12 protein-coding genes are annotated in these 20435 nt (G+C 73.8%); 6 read left to right on the top strand and 6 right to left on the bottom strand.

Features of this window, described 5'->3' with window-relative positions; genetic code table 11:
• Nucleotides 1–111: 111 nt before the first annotated feature.
• From GNZ18_RS18060 to GNZ18_RS18040, 5 genes are read left to right on the top strand one after another with little or no spacing between them, the layout of a single operon-like run.
• Complete coding sequence (locus GNZ18_RS18060) at nucleotides 112–669, top strand: nucleotide exchange factor GrpE (RefSeq protein WP_216651347.1); 558 nt, start codon at nucleotides 112–114, stop codon at nucleotides 667–669.
• Nucleotides 666–3146, top strand: coding sequence for an Hsp70 family protein (locus tag GNZ18_RS18055; RefSeq protein ID WP_156217687.1), 2481 nt, complete (start codon nucleotides 666–668; stop codon nucleotides 3144–3146). Before GNZ18_RS18060 ends, GNZ18_RS18055 begins: the two co-directional genes overlap by 4 nt.
• Nucleotides 3146–4048, top strand: coding sequence for an OmpA family protein (locus GNZ18_RS18050; protein ID WP_156217686.1), 903 nt, complete (start codon nucleotides 3146–3148; stop codon nucleotides 4046–4048). Before GNZ18_RS18055 ends, GNZ18_RS18050 begins: the two co-directional genes overlap by 1 nt.
• Before the next feature lie 5 nt (nucleotides 4049–4053).
• Entirely contained in the window at nucleotides 4054–5577 is a 1524-nt protein-coding gene (locus GNZ18_RS18045) for an FUSC family protein (RefSeq protein WP_156217685.1), read from the top strand.
• A 34-nt stretch (nucleotides 5578–5611) separates the two neighbouring features.
• Nucleotides 5612–6382: a DUF5995 family protein gene (locus GNZ18_RS18040; RefSeq protein WP_156217684.1), complete on the top strand. Its 771-nt coding sequence runs from the start codon at nucleotides 5612–5614 to the stop codon at nucleotides 6380–6382.
• Between the two features lie 62 nt (nucleotides 6383–6444).
• On the opposite strand, the gene GNZ18_RS18035 is transcribed toward GNZ18_RS18040, so the two are convergent.
• Together GNZ18_RS18035 and GNZ18_RS18030 are read right to left on the bottom strand one after the other, a co-directional pair.
• Nucleotides 6445–7002, bottom strand: a complete 558-nt coding sequence (locus GNZ18_RS18035; RefSeq protein ID WP_156217683.1) for a snapalysin family zinc-dependent metalloprotease — start codon at nucleotides 7000–7002, stop codon at nucleotides 6445–6447.
• A gap of 30 nt (nucleotides 7003–7032) precedes the next feature.
• On the bottom strand, nucleotides 7033–7758 hold the full coding sequence (locus GNZ18_RS18030) for a S1 family peptidase (protein ID WP_156217682.1): 726 nt from the start codon (nucleotides 7756–7758) through the stop codon (nucleotides 7033–7035).
• Between the two features lie 995 nt (nucleotides 7759–8753).
• Here GNZ18_RS18030 and GNZ18_RS18025 point away from each other — a divergent pair.
• Entirely contained in the window at nucleotides 8754–14207 is a 5454-nt protein-coding gene (locus tag GNZ18_RS18025; RefSeq protein WP_312874590.1) for an ATP-binding protein, read from the top strand.
• Here the strand turns inward: GNZ18_RS18025 and GNZ18_RS18020 are convergent.
• The 4 genes from GNZ18_RS18020 to GNZ18_RS18005 form a co-directional block, all read right to left on the bottom strand.
• Complete coding sequence (locus tag GNZ18_RS18020) at nucleotides 14197–15366, bottom strand: PucR family transcriptional regulator (RefSeq protein WP_156217680.1); 1170 nt, start codon at nucleotides 15364–15366, stop codon at nucleotides 14197–14199. The genes GNZ18_RS18025 and GNZ18_RS18020 overlap by 11 nt on opposite strands.
• A 351-nt stretch (nucleotides 15367–15717) precedes the next feature.
• A complete protein-coding gene (locus GNZ18_RS18015; protein ID WP_156217679.1) occupies nucleotides 15718–17088 on the bottom strand; it encodes a cytochrome P450 in 1371 nt (456 codons plus the stop codon).
• A 78-nt stretch (nucleotides 17089–17166) separates the two neighbouring features.
• Nucleotides 17167–17994 (bottom strand): SAM-dependent methyltransferase, encoded by an 828-nt coding sequence (locus tag GNZ18_RS18010; RefSeq protein ID WP_156217678.1) that lies wholly within the window; start codon nucleotides 17992–17994, stop codon nucleotides 17167–17169.
• Nucleotides 17995–18064: 70 nt separating this feature from the next.
• Nucleotides 18065–20191 (bottom strand): nuclease-related domain-containing DEAD/DEAH box helicase, encoded by a 2127-nt coding sequence (locus GNZ18_RS18005; protein ID WP_156217677.1) that lies wholly within the window; start codon nucleotides 20189–20191, stop codon nucleotides 18065–18067.
• Nucleotides 20192–20435: the final 244 nt, after the last annotated feature.

Here is a 20435-nt window from a genome sequence, read left to right as displayed (position 1 = left end):
ACAGGGCCTTTCATATTCGGTCCGGGACCGGTCCCGCTGGGCTGTGTCTAGGTTCGGCCCCATGCCTCCCGAACCCTCGTCCACCGTCCGCGCCGACCGAACCGTCCGGTCGTGAGGGGACGACGGGCCGGGGAGGCCGGGGCGGCGCTGCGCCAGTGGCGCTGGCCCCGGGAGTTCCGGATCCACCGGGCGCAGTGGCCGGACGACATCCTGGCCGCCTTCGCCGACCTGACCGCCTCCGCCGAGCCGCCGCCCGCGGCGGCCGACGCCGAGCCGCCTCCGCCCGTGCCCGACCAGGCCCCCGGGCTGGCGGGACGGTCGCTCGCGGACGTGGCGACGTCGGTGTGGCGGCTCCACGTCCGGACCGCGAGCCTGCCCGAGGCGATGCGCTCCACCACCCGGCAGGTCGAGAAGGCGTGGGACACGCTCGTCCAGGCCGGGGTCGAGATCAAGGATCACCTCGGCGAGCCCTTCGACTCGGGGCTGAGCATCAGCGTCGTCGCGTTCCAGCCCACGCCGGGGCTGGAGCGCGAACGGGTGATCGAGACCATCCGGCCGAGTGTCTACTTCGGTGACCGGCGGATCCAGATGGCCGAGGTCATCGTGGGCACCCCGGACTCCGCCGACCAGATGCCGCCGCGCGAGGGAGCGAGGGAGCAGCGTCCATGACCAGGACCACGATCGACTTCGGGATCGACCTCGGCACGACCAACAGCGCGATCGCCGTGCTCGGCGGCGTGGACGCCAAGGTGTTCAAGAACGTCGACGGCAGCGAGACGACGCCGTCGGCGGTGCGGGTCGACCAGCGGAACCGGCTCTATGTCGGGCGCGAGGCGAAGGAGCGCAGCGAGCAGGACCCGGAGAACACCTGCGTCGAGTTCAAGCTCCGGATGGGGACGACCGGCCGGCCCAAGGTCTTCCGGGACGCGGGGCGGTCCATGGAGCCCGAGGAGCTCTCCGCCGAGGTCCTCAAATCCCTCAAGCGCGACGTGGAGAGCGTCGGGGACGAGGTGGCCGCCGCCGTCATCACCGTCCCGGCCGCGTTCGAGCTGAGCGCGTGCGAGGCGACGAAGCGGGCCGCCGAGCTGGCGGGGCTGGCGCAGGCCCCGCTGCTCCAGGAGCCGACGGCGGCGGCGCTCGCCTACGGGTTCCAGGCGGAGGTGGAGAACGCCTTCTGGCTGGTCTACGACTTCGGCGGCGGGACCTTCGACGCGGCCGTGGTCAACATGCGCGACGGCGAGTTCAACGTCGTCAACCACCGGGGCGACAACCTGCTCGGCGGCAAGCTCATCGACTGGAAGATCGTCGAGACGCTGCTGATCCCGGCGGTGGTGCAGCGGTACGGCTTCGCCGACTTCACCCGGGGGAACCCGCGCTGGCCCGCCGCCGTCAACACGCTCAAGCTCGCCGCCGAGGCCGCCAAGATCCAGTTGTCGCGGCGGGAGTCGGTCGACATCGACGTCGTGCTGGTGGACGCGCGGGAGCAGCGCTTCGAGTTCGACTTCGACCTGCGGCGCGGGGACGTCGAGCGGATCGCCGAACCTTACATCGCGCGGTCGGTGGACCTGTGCCGCCGGGCCCTGAAGGAGAGCGGGCTCGGGCCCGGCGACGTCGAGAAGGTGCTGCTGGTCGGCGGGACCACGCTGTCGCCGTACCTGCGCGAACGCATCGCCGACCCGCGGGAGGGGCTCGGGATCGCGATCGACCAGAGCCAGGACCCGCTCACCGTGGTCGCCAAGGGCGCGGCGATCTTCGCCGGGTCCAAGCGGCTGGAGGCCCGGCCCTCCCCGGCGCGGCCGGACCCGGGCGCCTACTCGATCGAGCTGGAGTACAGCCCGACCGGGCCGGAGACCGAGCCGTTCGTCGGCGGGAGGGTGACCGGGCCGGAGGCGGCGGGGCTCGCGGTCGAGTTCGTGAACGCCGAGGCGAGGCCCGCCTGGCGCAGCGGCCGGATCCCGCTGTCGGACGAGGGCACCTTCACCGCCACGCTCTGGGCGGAGCGGGGGCGCCGGAACACCTTCGGCATCGAGCTGACCGACGCGTCCGGCACCGCCCTGGGGGTGAGCCCGGACCGGCTCGACTACACGGTCGGCGCGGTCGAGACGCAGCCGCTGCTCCAGCAGACGCTCGGGGTCGGGCTGGACGGCAACGAGTTCCTTCCGCTGCTCCCGCGCAACACCCCGCTTCCGGCGCGGCGGAACGTCGAGATGCGCACGACGGTCGCCGTCAACCGGGGCACCGGGGAGGGGATGATCCGCATCCCCGTCATGGAGGGCGAGCACGACCGCGCCGACCGCAACCTGCGCATCGGCCGCCTGGTGGTCGAGCCGAACCAGGTGCGGCGGGACGTGCCGGAGGGCAGCGCGGTCGACTTCACCATCGTGGTGGACGAGTCGCGCCTGGTCGTCGCGCGCGCCTACGTCCCGCTGCTGGACGAGGAGTTCGAGCACGTCATCAACATGCGGACCGAGACCGTCCCGAAGCACGAGGACCTGGTCCGCGACTCCAAGGCCGAGAAGCACCGGCTGGAGACCGTGCGGCGGCGGCTGACGGAGATCGGCGACGCGCGGGCGACGGAGCTGCTGCTGCGGATCGACCGGGACCGGCTCGTCCGGGACGTGGAGTCGAAGGTGGAGGCGGCGCGCGGCGACACCACCGAGGCGATCGAGGGCGGCAAGCTGATCCTCGTCCTGCGGGCGGCGGTCGACGACATCGAGGACGCGCTCGAATGGCCCGAGCTGGTCAGGGAGTCGCAGGAGCTGCTGGCCGTCGTCCAGGACGTCGTCCGGGAGAAGGGGAACGGCGACCACCGGCGGTCGCTGTCGATCGCCGAGTCGTCGGTGCAGGCCGCGCGCGCCGCGCGGGACGCGCCGCTGCTGCGGCAGCGGATCGAGGACCTGCGCACGCTGGCGATGCGGGTGCTGGACGAGTCGGGCGACCTGCCGTTCATCATCTTCGAGAACCTGTGCGCCCACCGGTCGGACATGCGCGACCCGGACGAGGCCCGCGACCTCATCGCGGCGGGCCGCCGCGCGGCGGCCAAGGGCGACGCCGGGACGCTGCGCGACATCAACCGCGTCCTCGCCGACCTGCTGCCCGACGACCGCGCGGGCCTCGACCTGCTGAGCACGGTGAGGAAGGTCTGATGGCCGACGGGGCCGACAGGGCTGACGGGGCCGATCGGGCGGCGCTGCCGCTCGCGGCCCGCGAGCTGGCGCTGGCGCAGGCCCGCACGCTGGCCCGGCACGGCCGCTACGCCGAGGCCGAGGCGATCTTGACGGACGCGGGGCGCGACGCCGACCCGAGCGTCCCGCTGCTGGACCTGCTCGCCCGCGTCCACGCCCAGCAGGGGCGGCTGGACGAGGCGGACGCGGCCTGGGACGAGGCCGAGCACCTCGCCCCGGGCAGCCCGGAGATCGCCGAGTGCCGCCGCCGCGTCGCCAAGGCCCGCGCCCGCCGGTCGACCCGTCCGGCCTGGCCTTACGCGGCGGCCGTGGCGGTGGTGGCGCCGGCGGTCGCCGTCCTCGTCGTCGTGGGTACCGGGGAGGAGGGCGACAGGTCCGCGCCGGTGGTGGTGCGGACGGTTCCGGCCGCTCCGGCGCCCGCGCGCCCGTCGCCCGCGCCGGACGTGCCGGCCGGGATGGACCTCGGGGTGCCGGGCGCGGTCGCGCGGCGCCGCCAGGGGGAGATCTCCGTCAGCTTCAGGCAGGGCCTGTTCCAGGACGGGGTGCGCCTGTCGCGGGACGGGCGCGCGGTCCTGTCCGCGCTCGGTGCGCGGCTGCGTCCCTACGCGACGCGGATCTCGGTGGCCGTGATCGGGCACACGGACGACCGTCCGGTGCCGCCCGGCCGCGGGTACGCTACCAACACCGAGCTCGGCACGCTGCGGGCGATGGTCGTCCGCGAACTCCTCCATGACCGCGCGGGGATACCGACCGGCAGGTTCACGGTGTCGAGCCTCGGCGCCGCATCCGCCCTCGGCGGCGACCGCTCCCCCGCCCGGAACCGGACCGTCGGCCTGCGGATCTCCCCGGCCGGTCAGGAGTGAGCACCATGACCGAGGACGTGATCGGCCCCCTCCTGGACGAGTTGGGCCCCGACCTGTACCGCGAGAACGCGTTCCGCGTCACCGGGTTAGGGGTGCACGCGAGCGCCCGCGACATCCGGCGGCACGCGGAGAAGCTGCGGGTCGCGAGCCGCTTCGGGGCCGAGTCCGCAGCCGAGTCCGCATCCGGGAGCGCATCCGAGAGCGCAGCCGGGAGCGCCCTGTTCGGCGCGGCTCCCGACGCCACCGAGGCCCGGCAGGCGGCGCAGCGGCTGCGCGACCCGGCCCGGCGCCTGCTCGACGAGCTGTTCTGGTTCTGGCCGCTCCAGCCGGGGCGTCCCGACCAGGCGGTCGCGGCGGTGCGGCGCGGCGACCTGGGCGAGGCCGAGCGCGTCTGGACGGACGCCGCGTCCCCCGCGGGCAGGCACAACCTGGCGGTCCTCGCCCACGCCCGCGCGCTCGACGACTCCGGCGCCGCGCCCTGGCCGGAGGCGTTCGCGGCGTGGCTGCGGGTCGTCCACGACGAGGAGTTCTGGCCGCTGCTGGAGGCCCGCGCCCGCGACCTCGCGGACCCGCGCCTGGGCCCCGGCACCGCCGCCCGGATCCGCGACGACCTCCCCGAGGCCCTGCTGACCATCAACGCGCGCCTCGCGGTGACCGCGCTCCGGGACGGCCGCCGCGCCGAGGCCGAGGCCCAGGTCGCCGCCATGACGGGCTCGGGGTTCGACCGGCTCGACGGCACCGAGGCCCTGCGCCGCGCGGTGGAGCCCGACGCGGCCCGGCTCCGGACGATCGGGGAGCACGCGGAGCACACCGCCGACGCCGACCCGGCCCGGGGCGCCGAGGCCGCCGAACGCCTCCTCGACCAGGCGGCGCCGCTGCTGGACGTCCTGGCGCTCGCCCATCCGCAGGACGGCCCGGTCCTGCGCGGCGCCCGCGACGACGTCGCGAACCGCGTGCTCGGCTGCGTCATCCCCTACGCCAACGCGACCGACGACTGGCCGCCCGCGGTCCGGGTGCTCGAACGCGCCCTCCCCGTCGCCGCCACGACCGCCGTGCGCGAGCACCTCTCCGACAACCTCGACATCGCCAAGGGCAACCTCGCCCGCGGGACCTGCCTGTTCTGCGAGGAGCAGCCGTCGGACGAGGGGAGCTTCCTCGAACTGAAGCTCAGCGGCGACATCCAGCACCAGGTGGGCCGCGTCGCGTGGCAGGTGTTCACGGTGAACGTGCCGCGCTGCGCGTCCTGCCGGTCGGGGCACGGGAAGCGGCGGGTGAGGATCCACGGCTCCGCCTTCGGGACGGCGGCCGGGGGCGCCGCCCTCGGCATCGGCGCCCTCGCGGCCGGCCTGACCGGCCTGGGAATCGCGGTCCTCATCGCCGTCGCCATCGGCTACGTCGTCTTCCTCGGCGCCTTCAACAACTCGCTGTCGAAAGACGACAGGGCCAAGGTCCTCGAATTCGCGCCTATTCGCGATCGCATGAAAGAGGGCGGATGGTTCTTCGGCTCCCGCCCGCCGGGAGTCAATTGACGCTCTTGTCGACGCCTTTCTGAGGAGGTGGCACATGGCCGCGGAGAACATCGACGACGTCATCGCCGGACTCGCCGAGATCGTCGCGAGGGCCGTCCAGACCGGCGACCGGGTCGGGTACTTCGCCGCGCTGTACCGGCAGGTGACCGTCGAGGTCCGCCGGGCGATCCACGAGGGGCGGTTCGACGACGGCCCGCGCATGGACCGCTTCGACACCCATTTCGGCAACCGCTACTTCGAGGCCCACGCCGCCTGGCGGCGCGACCGGAGCGGGCCCCGCTGCTGGCGCGAGACGTTCGGCCTGCTGCCCGACGGCGACACGGTCATCGTCGCGCACCTGATCCTCGGCGTGAACGCGCACATCGGCCTCGACCTGGCCGTCGCCGCCGCGCGCACGAGCCCGGGGGCGGAGATCCAGGCGCTGCGCCGCGACTTCCTGCTGATCAACGACATCCTGGCGCGCGTCGTGCTGGCGGTGCAGGCGGCGGTCGGCGACGTCTCACCGCTGCTGTGGCTCCTGGACCAGGTCGGCGGGCGCGGTGACGAGCAGATCCTGGACTTCAGCATCCGGCGGTCGCGCGAGGAGGCGTGGCACAACGCCGTCCTGCTCGCGGGCCAGGACGACGCCGGGCGCGAGGCGACGATCGAGCGCATGGACGTGCGCGCGGCCGTGCTGGCCCGGCTGATCGCGCGGCCCGGCGGCCTCGTCCGTCCGGCGCTGGAGCTGATCCGCGCCACCGAGAGCCACGACGTGCCCGCGGTCATCACCCACCTGGACCACGCGATGGAGCAGCCCGCCGCCTGAGCGCGGACGGGCCGCACCGCGGGCACGGCTTGGCTCGTGCCCGCGGTGCGGGGTCCAGCGGACTAGAAGGTGTAGCAGTCCGCGTAGGCGTGCTGCCTGGTGAGGGTGGTGACCCAGCCGCCGCCCGCGTTGCGGCGGACCGTGGCGGCCTCGGTCGCGTGCGGGGCGGTGACCTTGCACGAGGTCGGCGAGCTGTGGCCAGACATCAGGTAGTCACAGCGGCCGTTGCGGTTGTCGGGCAGGCCGAGCGCGTGGCCGAGCTCGTGCGCGGCGATCCGCGGCGGGTAGAAGCCGTCCTGGACGGCCTGGCGGCCCATGTAGATCGTGCCCCGGCCGAAGCCGTTGGAGATCGTGCGGGGCCAGCCGTTGTCGGCGTAGATCCGGATGGTCGCCTGGCCGCCGGTGGCGGCGACGAGCTTGATCGTGGGCACGGCCACGTTCCACGCCTCTGCGCCCTCGTCCACGGCGGCCTTGAACTCCTGCGACGCGCTGGCGTCGTAGTAGATCGTGCGGACGGCCGCCGGGGCCGCGGCGGACGCGGTGTCGACGACCAGCGCCGGCAGCAGCATCGCGAGGCCGAGGGTGACGGCGAGCGTCATCATGATCTTGCGGAAGGACATCGGAACTCCTACGGGTGAGGGGAGCCTGGGTCAGCGGCCGATCTGCTGGTTGATCCAGGACAGGTAGGGCGCGATGCCGGTGTAGAGGGTGCTGGTCGCGCACTCGCCGCGGTTGTCGCCCGGGCCGTGGGTCTCGCCGACGAGCGTCCAGTCGCCGCGGGTGCCGGTGACCGCCGGGCCGCCGGAGTCGCCGTGGCAGGCCGAGTGGCCGCGGTCGCCCGAGACGCAGACGTCGTTGGCGGTGCCGCCGCCGGCCGCGCAGCTGCTGCTCGGCAGGATCGTGAGGTCGATCTCCTGGAGCGTCGTGGCGTTGCGGCAGCTCGGCCAGCTCATGCAGCCGAAGCCCAGCAGCCGGACGGGGGTGTTCGCGGCGGGCTGGCTCTGCGCCATCTTCACCGGCGTGCCCGTCGCGGGCGTGGACAGGTGCATCAGCGTGAGGTCGGTGCCCGAGCGGGTGGTCCGCCGGTCGATCGAGCGGACCTCGCCGCCGGAGTTCTTGCTGTTCGAGCCGATCCGGCCCGAGGACGCGGAGCCGCAGTGGTTCGCCGTCACGATCCACTGGGGCGCGACGAGGCTGCCGCCGCAGCCGTTGCTGAGCGCCACCATCCAGGGGTAGGTCTCGGTCGCGTTGTGCCCGCCGATGATGGGCGCGGGACCGCTGGGGGCGGGGGGCTGGGCCGCGTTCGCGGCGGTCGCGCCACCCATCGCAAGGGCGAGGGCGCACGCGCCCAGCGTCGCTTGCATCAGCTTGCGCATGGCAGTTTCTCCAATCGGCGTCATGCCGCCGACGACCCCCAGCCCTGCTCTCGGGACCGGAGCAGGGCGGGTACGCGACCCCGCGATGGCGGGTTCGTCAGGAGACGAAGGCCGCCTCCGGGCCCTGGAGGCGAGCTTTCGTCGCGACCGCCCGGGCTAGGGGTGGGCGGTCGGGCATGGCGTTGCGGAGCCATGTGGTCCTGGACGGTGGGGCCGCGACTCTCGTCGGCGGCCGCGTCCATGGCGGGGAGCGGGGAGCGGGGGGCGGGGCATTGCTTTCGTCCGACAGGAAATCTTCCTATCGGATTTGCTATACGATAGCCGCCGCTCCGAATAGCGGGCAAGTGCCGATCCGGCGCCGCCGATTCGCAGCGTAATAGACCAGCGCAGTTCAGCGACCGGACCAGCCCGCGGCATCCCAAATTCGTTGATACCTGACCAGCGTCCCGGCGGCAATCGGCAACGTTTGCGCAAGGGCAAGCTGAGGCGGCATTTCCGATGGCGCGGATGGGTCCTGTTCGACCATTCAAGGGGATAGCTCAGCGGTTATGCCCACCGGCGCGAAAAACTTCCGCCCGCCAGCGTCGGAGTGCGCGCGCCGCCCCCGGGTCCCGGCGGCGCGGAACGCGGCGGACGCACGCCGGGCACGGTCCGCGACGGTTCGTGCGCGCAGGGCTCCGGCGGGCGGGCCCCGTGCGCGGCGGCCACCCTTGGCCCACCTTGCCCGAACCCCCGAAACCCCTTGTCAAGCGGGCGTTTCGCCTGGTCAGAGCCGCGGCTTTAGGCAGGGACAAGCCTGCCACTGCCAGGGCCGTGCATGCTCGGGGGGTGCGCAGGTGGGCGGCGGCTTTTGGATGTTTCCCACAAATTGGGGGCGCCCAGCCTGCCCTGTCAGCGGCATGGCGCTGCCGCCCCGGAGGCGGAAGGGTGAGCATGGCCGGGGGCCGACCATGTCCACGGCGCGCACATCGGTGGTCCAGAGGAGGGTTCGGACGGTGTTCAGTCGTGTCGCCATCGTCAACCGTGGTGAGGCCGCGATGCGGCTCATCCACGCCGTGCGGGACCTCGCCGCGGAGACCGGGACCCGGATCGAGACCGTCGCCCTGCACACCGACGTCGACCGCGCGGCGGCGTTCGTGCGGGAGGCCGACCGGTCCTATGATCTCGGCCCCGCGTCCGCGCGCCCGTATCTCGACCTGAAGGTGCTGGAGCGCGCGCTGGTGGAGACCGGCGCGGACGCGGCGTGGGTCGGCTGGGGCTTCGTCGCGGAGGACCCGGCCTTCGCGGAGCTGTGCGAGCGCGTCGGGGTGACCTTCGTCGGCCCGAGCCCGGAGGCCATGCGCAAGCTCGGCGACAAGATCGGCGCGAAGCTGATCGCCGAGGAGGTCGGGGTCCCGGTCGCGCCGTGGAGCCGGGGGGCCGTCGAGACGCTGGAGGACGCCCTGGCGTCGGCGGCGGAGATCGGCTACCCGCTGATGCTGAAGGCGACGGCGGGCGGCGGCGGGCGCGGCATCCGCGTCGTCACGAACCCGGCCGAGCTGGAGGACGCCTACGAGCGCACCGGCCAGGAGGCCGCGCGGGCGTTCGGCAGCGGCATCGTGTTCCTGGAGCGGCTGGTCACCGGCGCGCGGCACGTCGAGGTGCAGGTGATCGCCGACGGGCAGGGCACGGCGTGGGCGCTCGGCGTCCGCGACTGCTCCGTGCAGCGGCGCAACCAGAAGGTCATCGAGGAGTCGGCCTCGCCGGTGCTGAGCGCCGAGCAGGCGGCCGAGCTGAAGTCCTCCGCCGAGCGGCTGGCCCTCAAGGTCGGCTACCGGGGCGCGGCGACCGTGGAGTTCCTCTACCACCCGGGCGAGCGGCTGTTCGCGTTCCTGGAGGTCAACACCCGGCTCCAGGTCGAGCACCCGATCACCGAGTCCACCACCGGGTTCGACCTGGTCAAGGCCCAGCTGCACGTGGCCTCCGGCGGACGGCTCGACGGCGCGCCGCCGGTCGAGCGCGGGCACGCCGTCGAGGCGCGGCTGAACGCCGAGGACCCCGACCGCGACTTCGCCCCCTCCCCCGGCCGGATCGCGCGGCTCGACCTGCCCGCCGGGCCCGGCGTCCGGGTCGACACCGGAGTCCGCGAGGGCGACACGATCCCCGCCGACTTCGACTCGATGATCGCCAAGATCATCGCCTACGGCCGCGACCGGGACGAGGCGCTCGGCCGGCTGCGCCGCGCGATGACCGAGACCACCGTGATCATCGAGGGCGGCGCGACGAACAAGAGCTTCGTGCTGGACCTGCTCGACCGGCCCGAGGTGATCGACGGCAGCGCCGACACCGGCTGGATCGACCGGGTGCGCGGCGAGGGCGGGCTGGTCTCGCACCGCCACTCGGCGGTCGCGCTGGCCGCCGCCGCCATCGAGGCCTACGAGGAGGAGGAGCGCGCCGAGCGGCAGCGGCTGCTGTCCACGGCGTTCGGCGGGCGCCCGCAGGCGCGGCACGAGAGCGGCCGCCCGCTGGACCTCAAGCTGCGCGGCGTCGGCTACCGGCTGCGGGTCGCGCGGGTCGGCGCGCACCGGTTCCGGGTCGGCTTCGAGGTGGGCGAGGACGTCCGCACCGCCGACGTCGAGCTCGACCGCTTCAGCAGGCACACCGGGCAGATCGCCGTCAACGGCGTCCGGTACCGGCTGCTCACCGGCACGCACGGGCCGATCCACCTCGTCGAGGTGGACGGCGTGGCGCACCGCGTCAGCCGGGACGAGGGCGGCGTCGTCCGCTCCCCCGCGCCCGCGCTGGTCGTCGCGACCCCGCTGAAGGCGGGCGACGAGGTCGAGGCGGGCGCGCCGGTGCTGGTGCTGGAGAGCATGAAGATGGAGACGGTGCTGCGGGCGCCGTTCCGGGCGCGGCTGAAGGAATGCGTCGTGTCCGTCGGGAGCCAGGTGGAGACCGGCGCGCCGCTGCTGCGGCTGGAGCCGCTCGCCGACGGCGCGCGGGAGGAGGGCTCCGCGGACGGCGACGCCGTCGAGCTGGACCTGCCCGCCGCGCCCGGCGCGGTCCCGGCGCGGACCCGCGCCGTCCGCGGCCAGGAGGACCTGCGCAGCCTGCTGCTGGGCTTCGACGTCGACCCGCATGACGAGCGCCGCGTCCTGGACGACTACCTGGGCGCGCGGCAGGCGGCCGAGCGGGAGGGCCACCAGCCGCTCGCCGGTGAGCTGCGCCTGGTCGAGGTGTTCGCCGACCTCGCCGAGCTGAGCCGCGACCGCCCCGAGCAGGGCGACGGCACCGACGGCGGCCACGTCCACAGCGCCCGCGAGTACTTCCACACCTACCTCCAGAGCCTGGACGTCGAGCGGGCCGGGCTGCCCGAGGCGTTCCAGGCCAAGCTCGCCAAGGCCCTCGGCCACTACGGCGTCACCGAGCTGGAGCGCTCGCCCGAGCTGGACGCGGCGGTCTTCCGGATCTTCCTGTCCCAGCAGCGCGCGGCCGCCGACACCGCGGTGATCCTGGCGCTGCTGCGGACGTGGCTGCGGGAGCCGCCGCCCGACCTGACGCTGCGCGAGGACGTGGGCCTCGCGCTGGAGCGGCTGGTCGCGGCGACGCAGGTGCGCTTCCCCGCCGTGTGCGACCTCGCGCGCGGCGTGGTGTTCGCCTGGTTCGCGCAGCCGCTGCTGCGCCGCAACCGCGCCCGCGTCTACGCGGAGGTCCGCAAGCACCTGCGGCACCTGGACGCCAACCCGGACGCGCCGGAGCGCGGCGAGCGCATCGCCGAGATGGTCCGCAGCACCGAGCCGCTCGTGCGGCTGCTCGGCCAGCGGCTCGGCCGCGACGGGCGGGACAACTCGATCCTGCTGGAGGTGTTGACCCGCCGCTACTACGGCAACAAGGGGATCACCGGCGTCCGCACCCGCGAGGCCGCGGGCTGCACGTTCGTCGTCGCCGAGCGCGCGGGCTCGTCGGTGGTGTCGGCGGCGGTGGGCTTCGAGGCGCTGGGCGGCGCGCTGGACGGCCTCGCCGAGCTGGCGCGCGGCGAGGACGACCTCGACGCCGACATCTACCTCGCCTGGGAGCGGCAGCCGGAGGACTTCGGCGCGATGGCCGAGGCGCTCCAGGAGGTCATCGACGCCCACCCGCTGCCCGAGCGGGTCCGGCGGGTGACCGCGACCGTCGCGGGCTCCGGCGGCGCGGTCATGCACCACCACTTCACGTTCCGGCCGTCCGAGGGCGGGATGGCCGAGGAGCGGCTGATCCGCGGCCTGCACCCCTACATCGCGCACCGGATGCAGCTGGAGCGGCTCAGCGAGTTCGACCTGACCCGGCTGCCGTCCTCCGACGAGGAGGTCTACCTCTTCCGGGCGGTGGCGCGGGGCAACCCCTCCGATGACAGGCTGGTGGCGTTCGCGCAGGTCCGCGACCTGACCGAGCTGCGCGACCTGGACGGCAGGCTGGTCGCGCTGCCGACCGCGGAGGACACGATCGCCGCGTGCCTGGACTCGATCCGCCGGGCGCGGTCGCGGCGGCCGTCCAAGAAGCTGTTCCCCACCAACCGGATCGTGATCTACGTCTGGCCGCCGAGCCCCATGACCCGCGCCGAGCTGGAGATGATCGCCGGCCGCGTACTGCCGACGGCGGCGGGCGCGGGCCTGGAGGAGATGCTGTTCATCGCCCGGCGCCGCGACGAGGCGACCGGCGCGCTGCGCAAGATCGCCGTCCGGGTCACCTTCGACGCGGCCGGACGCAGCGAACTGCACATCGGCGAGCCGTCCGACGCGCCGGTCGAGCCGATCGACGGCTACCGGCAGAAGGTGCTGCGCGCGAGCAGCCGGGGCACCGTCTACCCCTACGAGCTGACGGGCCTGCTCGGCGACTTCGTCGAGCACGACCTCGACGACGCGCACGCGCTGGTGCCGGTCGACCGCCCGAAGGGGCGCAACACCGCCGCGATGGTCGCGGGCGTCGTCACCACGCGGACCGCGCTGCACCCGCAGGGCGTCAGCCGGGTCGTGCTGCTCGGCGACCCGACCAAGTCGCTCGGCGCGCTGTCGGAGCCGGAGTGCCGCCGCGTGATCGCCGCGCTGGACCTCGCGGAGCGGATGCGGGTGCCGCTGGAGTGGTACGCGCTGTCGTCGGGCGCCCGGGTCTCGATGGAGTCGGGCACCGAGAACATGGACTGGGTCGCCGCCGCGCTCAAGCGGATCGTCGAGTTCACCCAGGACGGCGGCGAGATCAACATCGTCGTCGCGGGCATCAACGTCGGCGCCCAGCCGTACTGGAACGCCGAGGCGACGATGCTCATGCACACCAAGGGCATCCTCGTGATGACACCGGACTCGGCGATGGTGCTGACCGGCAAGCAGGCGCTCGACTTCTCCGGCGGCGTGTCGGCCGAGGACAACTTCGGCATCGGCGGCTACGACCGGGTGATGGGCCCGAACGGGCAGGCGCAGTACTGGGCGCCGAACCTGGCCGCCGCGCGCGACGTGCTGATGGCGCACTACGACCACACCTACGTCGCGCCGGGCGAGGACGGGCCGCGCCGGGCGAGCACGACCGACCCGGTCGACCGGGACGTGTCGTCCTTCCCGCACACGGTGGCGGGCAGCGACTTCGCCACGGTCGGGGAGATCTTCTCCGCCGAGGCCAACCCGGACCGCAAGAAGCCGTTCGACATCCGGACCGTCATGCGGGCGCTGTCGGACCAGGACCACCCGGTGCTGGAGCGCTGGGCGGGCATGGCCGACGCCGAGACGGCGGTCGTCCAGGACGTCCACCTCGGCGGGCGGCCCGCGTGCCTGCTCGGCATCGAGTCGCAGGCGGTGCCCCGGCGCGGGTTCCCGCCCACCAACGGCCCCGACAGCTACACCGCGGGCACGCTGTTCCCGCAGTCGTCGAAGAAGGCCGCCCGCGCGATCAACGCGGCCAGCGGGAACCGTCCGCTGGTGGTGCTGGCGAACCTGTCGGGCTTCGACGGGTCGCCGGAGTCGATGCGCAAGCTCCAGCTGGAGTACGGCGCCGAGATCGGCCGCGCGATCGTGAACTTCCGCGGGCCCATCGTGTTCTGCGTGATCTCGCGGTACCACGGCGGCGCGTTCGTGGTGTTCTCCAAGGCGCTGAACCCGAACATGACGGTGCTCGCGCTGGAGGGCTCGTTCGCGTCCGTGCTCGGCGGCGCGCCCGCCGCCGCGGCGGTGTTCGCCGGTGAGGTCAACGCCCGCACGGCCGCCGACCCCCGCGTCCGCGACCTGGAGGCCCGCGTGACGGCCGCCTCGGGCGCCGACCGGGCGTCGCTGACCGCCGAGCTGGACGAGCTGCGCTCGTCGGTGCGGACGGAGAAGCTCAACGAGGTGGCCGCCGAGTTCGACCGCATCCACGACATCCGGCGCGCGGTCGAGGTCGGCTCGGTCGACGCCGTGATCGGCGCCGCCGAGCTGCGGCCCCGGATCATCGAGGCCATCACGCGCTGACGGCGAGGACGCGCGCCACCGCGGCGGTCAGCACGCGCACGCCGTGCGCGGTGGCGGGCGCGATGCCGGTCAGCTCGCGGGCCCGGTGCAGCCGGTAGTCGACGGTGCGGGGGTGGATGTGCAGGTGGGACGCGGTGGCCAGCCGGTTCATGTCGTGCCGGTAGTAGGCGTCCAGGGTGGCGACCAGGTCGGGCCCGCGGGCGAGCTGCTGGGCCACCTGGCGCAGCCAGCGCTCGACCTCGGGCAACCGGCCCGCGCCCAGCTCGACGAAGACGTCCTGCAGCGTGCTGACCTCGCGCGGGACGGCGCGCAGCGGCGCGGCCGCGCTGATCCGCCGGGCCATGGCCAGCGCGTCGGGCAGCGCGTGCCGGTTCGCGCTCGACGCCCCGACGGCGCAGGGCCGGCCGACCGCGGACGCCACCGCGCGGGCGAGGTCGAGGGCGCGCCGCCGGACGCGTGCCTGGGCGCTGTCGCCGGGCACGAGCGCGACGAGTTCCAGCGGCTCGCGCCACCGCAGCGGCACCGGGCGCTCGGCGGTGAGGGCGCCGACGATCCGCTCGCGCTCCCCGGCGGGCGGCGGGGCGCCGCGTTCGGCGATCCGGACGACCGTCACCGTGTAGCGGGGGGCGAGCGTCATGCCGAGGACCTCGGCCAGCCCCGCGGCGACGGGGTCGCCGCCCAGCAGGGCCGTGGCGAGCTGCTGGACGCGGTGGGTGAACGTCAGGACGTTGCCCTGCCCGTCCAGGAACCCGTGGGTGTAGGCGTCCTTGGCCGCCGTGCCCTGGGGGCCGAGCCAGCCGAGGAGCCGCATGAGCGCGTCCGCCTCCCCCGGCCCGGCCGCCTCGTGCAGCTCCTGCACCGCCAGGGCGGAGTGCAGGCCGAGGACGTGGTCATGGGACGCCAGCGACATGCCCGCCAGGGCGCGCTCGCGTCCGGCGGCGACGATGCGCGCCAGGTCGTCGCCGCCGAGGGGCCGCTCGTCGGCGGCCAGCTCGACGGTCCGGCGCCGCAGCAGCACCGCGAACTCGACCAGCGCGTCCCGCTGCGGCCCCGTGGCGGCCACGGCGCGGAACTCGGGCACCTCGCGCGCGTAGACCTCCACCGAGCGCCGGGCGTTGGCGCAGATCCGGCTTTCCAGCAGCTTGAACAGGTCCCCCATGGCGCTTCCCCCCTGCGGCGCGAACGCGCCGTCACCCCCTTGTTCGCGTGCCGTGGCCGCGCGGATGACCCGCGCCCCTGGCCTCATGCGGACGCGTCCCGCCCCCTGTGAGGTCTCACAGGGACCGCCCGCGCGTTCTTCGCGGGGTGACGAAGAAACGGCGACGACGCTTCCGGCAGTGTGTACTCCAGAAACACCCCGGGTCCCTCGGACGGGGGACCGGGAACAACGGAACCGGCCGGAGCGGCGGGCGGCCCGTCCCTCTTCGGGCACCAGGACGGCGCCCGCACCGGCGGTGGGGTCCGCCCGGCCGTCTTCAGCCGATAAGCGCGAGGGCACCGTTCCTCGGGGTCATTCGCGGAGGGTGATGTCCAGGTGAATGTCGTTGGCCGCCCATAGGACGAAGCGTTCTGTGGGGGTCACCGGCCGGCCTGGGGTGAGGCGGAACTCGAAACGCTTCAGCAGGACGGCGAGGACGAGTTCCGCCTCGACCATCGCGAGCGCGGCGCCCTCGCAGCTACGGGGGCCGATCCCGAACGGGATGTAGGCGAGCCGGGGGCGGCCCGCCGACGCCTCCGGGGTGAACCGGTCGGGGTCGAAGACGTGCGGGTCGGGCCAGTAGCGGGGGTTCATGTGAACGGCCCAGAAGGGGTAGAAGATGGTCGTCCCGGCCGGGATCTCGTAGTCGCCGACCGTGATGTCCTCGGTGGCCTCGCGGGCGCCGTAGGGGCCCGGCGGGTAGAGGCGCATCGTCTCCCTGAGGACCCTGTCCAGGTACGTCAGCCTCCTCAGGTCGGCGTAGTCGGGGGCGGCGCGGTCCCCGAGGACCTCGTCGAGTTCGGCGGCGACGCGCGCGGCCGCGTCCGGGTGCTGGGACAGCGTGTACAGCACCCAGGAGATCGCGACGCCGGTCGTGTGGTGGGCGGCGAGCATGGCCATCAGCACCGAGTCGCGGATCCGTGCGGGGGACGCGCCCGACTCGGCCAGTGCGGCGATCATGTCGCTGCGCCCGGTGCTCTCGCGGTGGGCCGCGAGGACCCGGTCGACGGTGGCGCGCAGGTAGGCGAGGCCCTCCTCCGCTTCGTCCGAGGTGTCGGGGGCGTCGGGCTGGTAGAGGCGGCCCAGGTGCTCGGTGAGGACGGCCTCGAACGCGGCGACGACCCGTGCGGACTCCTCGGGGGTCAGGCCGCTGCCCAGCGCGTACCGGCAGATCATGCGCAGGGAGAGTTCGCTCAGGTCCTTCTGGGAGGTCACGGTGCTGTTTTGGGGGGTGTGGGGGGTCGTCCCCCCACCGGAAGCAGGCCCGGAGGCGGCGCGGGCCTGCCAGGCGTCGGCCAGGTCGGTCGCGAGCGCGGTGAAGTGCGCGAAGTGGGCCTCGTGGGAGGGGCGTCCGGCCAGCACCGACAGCATCACCCGGCGCCACGGGCCGTGCTCGTCGGCCGGGAGCGTCTGGAGGTTGCCCGACTCCTGGAGCGGGGCGAGGAACTCGAACAGCTTCTCCGGCCGTTTGTTGATCTTGGCGGTGGCCTCCAGCAGCACCGGGTCGGCGATCGAGACCGCCAGGCCCGCGCCGGGCAGGGGGAAGCGCACCACCGGCCCGTACTCGGCATGCAGGCCGAGCTGGTAGGTGTGCAGCCCGCCCGCGTCGAGGATGGCCTGCGCGCCGTCGCCCTCCGTGGACGGCCCGGGGATCTGCGAGGGGGTAATGCCGTTGCCGCGCATGTCGGAGCTCTCCCGCGTTTCGGCTGTTCCAGTGACCGCGATGCCTTCATGCCCGGAAGCGCCCCGGGCGCACATCGGCTACGGCTTGCGGGCGGCGACGGCGTACATGTTGGTGGCGGTGTCGGGGAGGATCTCCTCGCCCGGGGCGGGGTGCCAGCGCGGCATCGGGACGACACCCGGCTCCAGCGGTTCCAGTCCGGTGATCAGCCGTTCCACCTGCGCGCGGTCGCGCAGGTACATGGGGATGCCCCGGCGGGTGTACTCGCCGGCGAGGTGCGCGGACTCGGGCGCGAGGTCGCCGGTGGGGATGGTGAGCGCGAGGTAGCTGCCAGACGGGAGCGGCTCGACGAGCGCCTCCACCAGCGACTGCGCGTCCTCCACGAACTGGAGGACGGCGATCAGCGTGAGCGCGACCGGGCGGGTCAGGTCGAGGGTCGCGGCGAGCGCCGGGTCCTCCAGGAGCGTTCCAGGCGAGCGCATGTCGGCCTGGATGTAGGCGGTCCGGCCCTCGGGTGAGCCGACCAGCAGGGCCCGGGCATGGGCCAGGACGATCGGGTCGTTGTCGACGTAGACGACGCGCGCGTCGGGTGCCGCCTCCTGCACCACCTCGTGCAGGTTCGGCGAGGACGGGATGCCGGTGCCGACGTCGATGAACTGCCGTATCCCCAGGTCGGCGAGGTGGCGGGCCATGCGGTGCATGCAGGCGCGGTTGGCGAGCATCGAGGTGCGCAGGCCCGGCCAGTCGGCCAGGACGGTCGCGGCGGTCTCCCGGTCGGCGACGAAGTTGTCCTTGCCGCCCATGATGTAGTCGTAGACGCGCGCCGAATGCGGCCGGTCGGTCTGGAGATCGGTCTGGTCGAGCCGTTCCTGCTGGTCGGGGCGTCGTCCCTGCGGGGCGTCCGACATGTCGGGAATCCTGCCTCTCGCTCGCGGGTTGCCGGGAACCGCTGTTTCGGCCAACCCCTATCGCCGTGCACTATAGCTCCGTGTTGTCCGCCGTTCGCCCGGGTTCGTGGATCTTGTCGGCGGAACCGAGCCAGAGCAGGTCGCGGGCCCGGGTCATCGCGACGAACAACTGCCGCCGGGCCAGTTCCGCGCGTTCCCCCTCGGCGGCGCCCGCGCCCTTTTCCAGACCGGGCGAAAGGTCGTGGTCGTGGTGCGGCAGGAAGACGTTCTTGAATTCCAGGCCCTTGGCGCGGCGGTAGGTGCCGAGTTTGATCGCCTCGACCGGGCGCCCGTCGTAGCTCTCCAGGCGCAGGACGGGGATCCCCTCGCGGGCGAACAGGCGGTGGTACTGCTCGATCTCGCGGCGCGAGCGGCACAGCACGACCGAGTCCGCGAGCGCGGTGGCGCCGCCCCCGTCGCGCTCGGGAAGCGCCCTGATCGCCTCGACGAGGCGGCGGTCGTGCTCCTCCGCGCCGGCCGCGTCGACCCGGAGCACCTCGCCCTCGTGATAGGTGAGATCGACGGCGCGGCGGCCGTTCGGGTTGGGGCCGTCCAGGTCGTCGAAGGGGTCGTCGGAGACGACCTCCATCGCCGCTTCGAGAATGCGCGCGGCGTTGCGGTAGTTGGTGCGCAGCACGGCGCCCCGGCCCTTCACGGCGATCCCGGCGTCCGCGAGCCGGAATCCGCCCGGATAGACCGCCTGCTGCCCGTCGCCGATGAGCAGCAGGCCGTTCGGGCCGTCGCCGGAAAGGGCGTGCAGCAGCCGGACGCCGATGAGCGTGAGATCCTGCACCTCGTCCACGATCACGGCGGAATAGGGCGGGTCGGCGGGCCTTTCGCGCAGTTCCTCCAGGGCCGCGAGCAGCACGTCGTTGAAGTCGCCGACGCCGCGCGCTTCGCGCAGCATCTCGTATTCCTCGTAGAGCAGCCAGGCGGCCTCGCGGTGCGCGGGCTGGAGCGCGGTGCGCCGCCCGTGCCTGGCGACCGTGCGGTACTCCTCCAGGGAGGTCAGCCCGCGCCCCTTGATGACGTGGTCGATCTCCTCGCGCCAGTAGCCGGGGCTCGGGTCGATCTCGGCGAGCGCGCTGTCGCGGCCGACCGTCAACCAGGCGCGCGAGAACGCGTCGTCGGCGCGCGGCGGGTTCAACGTCAGGCCGGCGCCGCGTTCGGCGAGGAACGCCGACGCCCAGCCGTGCAGGCTGCGGAATTCGACGCGGTCGAGGAACGTGGAGGCCATCCGGGCGAAGAGGTTCTTCTGTACGCGCGGCAGATTGTTGACGAACGTGACGTAGAGGATGCGGCCCGAGGAGCGTCCGGCGAGATGGGCGGCGCGGTGCAGCCCGACGACGGTCTTCCCCGTTCCGGCCGGGCCGGTGATGCGCGCCGGGCCGCTCCAGTCGCGGCGCGCGAGGCCCACCTGGTCGGGGTCGAGAAAGGTCATCCACTGCTCGATCGGCGCGTGCAGCAGCGATTCCATCGCCGCCTTCTCGACGTCCTCGGTCTGGAAAAGGGCGCCGCCCTCGATTTCCACGGGCGCGGCGGGCGCGGCGGCGGCGTCCTCCTTGAGCGCGGCGGAATCGTAGGCCGGGAACACCTGGGCCAGATGGTCGCCGACAATGCCCACGAGGGCCGGGGTCAGCCGTTTCGGCTCGGCGACCAGCGCGTGGACGAGATCGGGATGGCCCAGCAGGCGCACCCGGCCGAGGCGCGCGTCGATGCGGTGCCCCGCGAACACCATCAGCGGGCGCAGCGCGACCGGCGACATCCCGAGCGAGGCGACCTGCTCGTCGGCCGTCCGCGTCATCGCCAGCAGCTTGGCGACCTCGCCGTCCCGGTTCTCGCCGCCGGTGGTCAGGTGGTCGTCGGCGACGGCCGGGGGCTCGCGCCAGCGCTTGACGTCGATGACGAACACGCCGCCCGGCCCGATGAGGATCATGTCGATGTTCGCGGCGCGGGTGCCGGGCCAGTGCCGGTCCACCAGTAACCGCCAGCCGACGGCGGTCAGGCTGACGAGCGAGGCCGCGACCACCCGCTCGGCCTCGGCACCGGCCTCCCACCGCGCCGCCACCGCGTACGCCTCGCGCGAGCGCCGCGCCAACTCCAGCGCCTGCTCGCGCGCCCGCCGCCCCCGCTCGCCCGCCGAACCGCCTGCCGCCATCGCCCTCGTCCCCGGAAGCCGCCAGAAAGTGACGCTGATTAACAGATAGCAGCGATTGTTGCCGATCGACACCCCAATTGCCGGATCGGCCGCTAATGCAGGCGATTATCGCGAACTCAGTTTCCCCGGGCCGCCAGGGCGGCGGCGAGGAAAGGAGGCCGCGTTCACCGTGATGCGGGGCGATGAGCTGGACGCCGGACGGACGGCCCGTGCCCCCGGTCCGCCGTGCGCGCCGGACCGAACG

The sequence above is a fragment of the Actinomadura litoris genome, from assembly GCF_009733595.1.
GTDB classification, from domain to species: domain Bacteria; phylum Actinomycetota; class Actinomycetes; order Streptosporangiales; family Streptosporangiaceae; genus Spirillospora; species Spirillospora litoris.
The sequence above is the reverse complement of the archived record's forward strand: the minus strand, read 5'-3'. Positions and strand labels throughout refer to the sequence as shown.

Coding starts and splice junctions, on each gene's coding strand:
- GNZ18_RS18010 (WP_156217678.1), bottom strand. CDS start 17,994: ATGTCGGACGCCCCGCAGGGACGACGCCCCGACCAGCAGGAACGGCTC.
- GNZ18_RS18020 (WP_156217680.1), bottom strand. CDS start 15,366: ATGGGGGACCTGTTCAAGCTGCTGGAAAGCCGGATCTGCGCCAACGCC.
- GNZ18_RS18015 (WP_156217679.1), bottom strand. CDS start 17,088: ATGCGCGGCAACGGCATTACCCCCTCGCAGATCCCCGGGCCGTCCACG.
- GNZ18_RS18040 (WP_156217684.1), top strand. CDS start 5,612: ATGGCCGCGGAGAACATCGACGACGTCATCGCCGGACTCGCCGAGATC.
- GNZ18_RS18045 (WP_156217685.1), top strand. CDS start 4,054: ATGACCGAGGACGTGATCGGCCCCCTCCTGGACGAGTTGGGCCCCGAC.
- GNZ18_RS18005 (WP_156217677.1), bottom strand. CDS start 20,191: ATGGCGGCAGGCGGTTCGGCGGGCGAGCGGGGGCGGCGGGCGCGCGAG.
- GNZ18_RS18055 (WP_156217687.1), top strand. CDS start 666: ATGACCAGGACCACGATCGACTTCGGGATCGACCTCGGCACGACCAAC.
- GNZ18_RS18030 (WP_156217682.1), bottom strand. CDS start 7,758: ATGCGCAAGCTGATGCAAGCGACGCTGGGCGCGTGCGCCCTCGCCCTT.
- GNZ18_RS18035 (WP_156217683.1), bottom strand. CDS start 7,002: ATGTCCTTCCGCAAGATCATGATGACGCTCGCCGTCACCCTCGGCCTC.
- GNZ18_RS18050 (WP_156217686.1), top strand. CDS start 3,146: ATGGCCGACGGGGCCGACAGGGCTGACGGGGCCGATCGGGCGGCGCTG.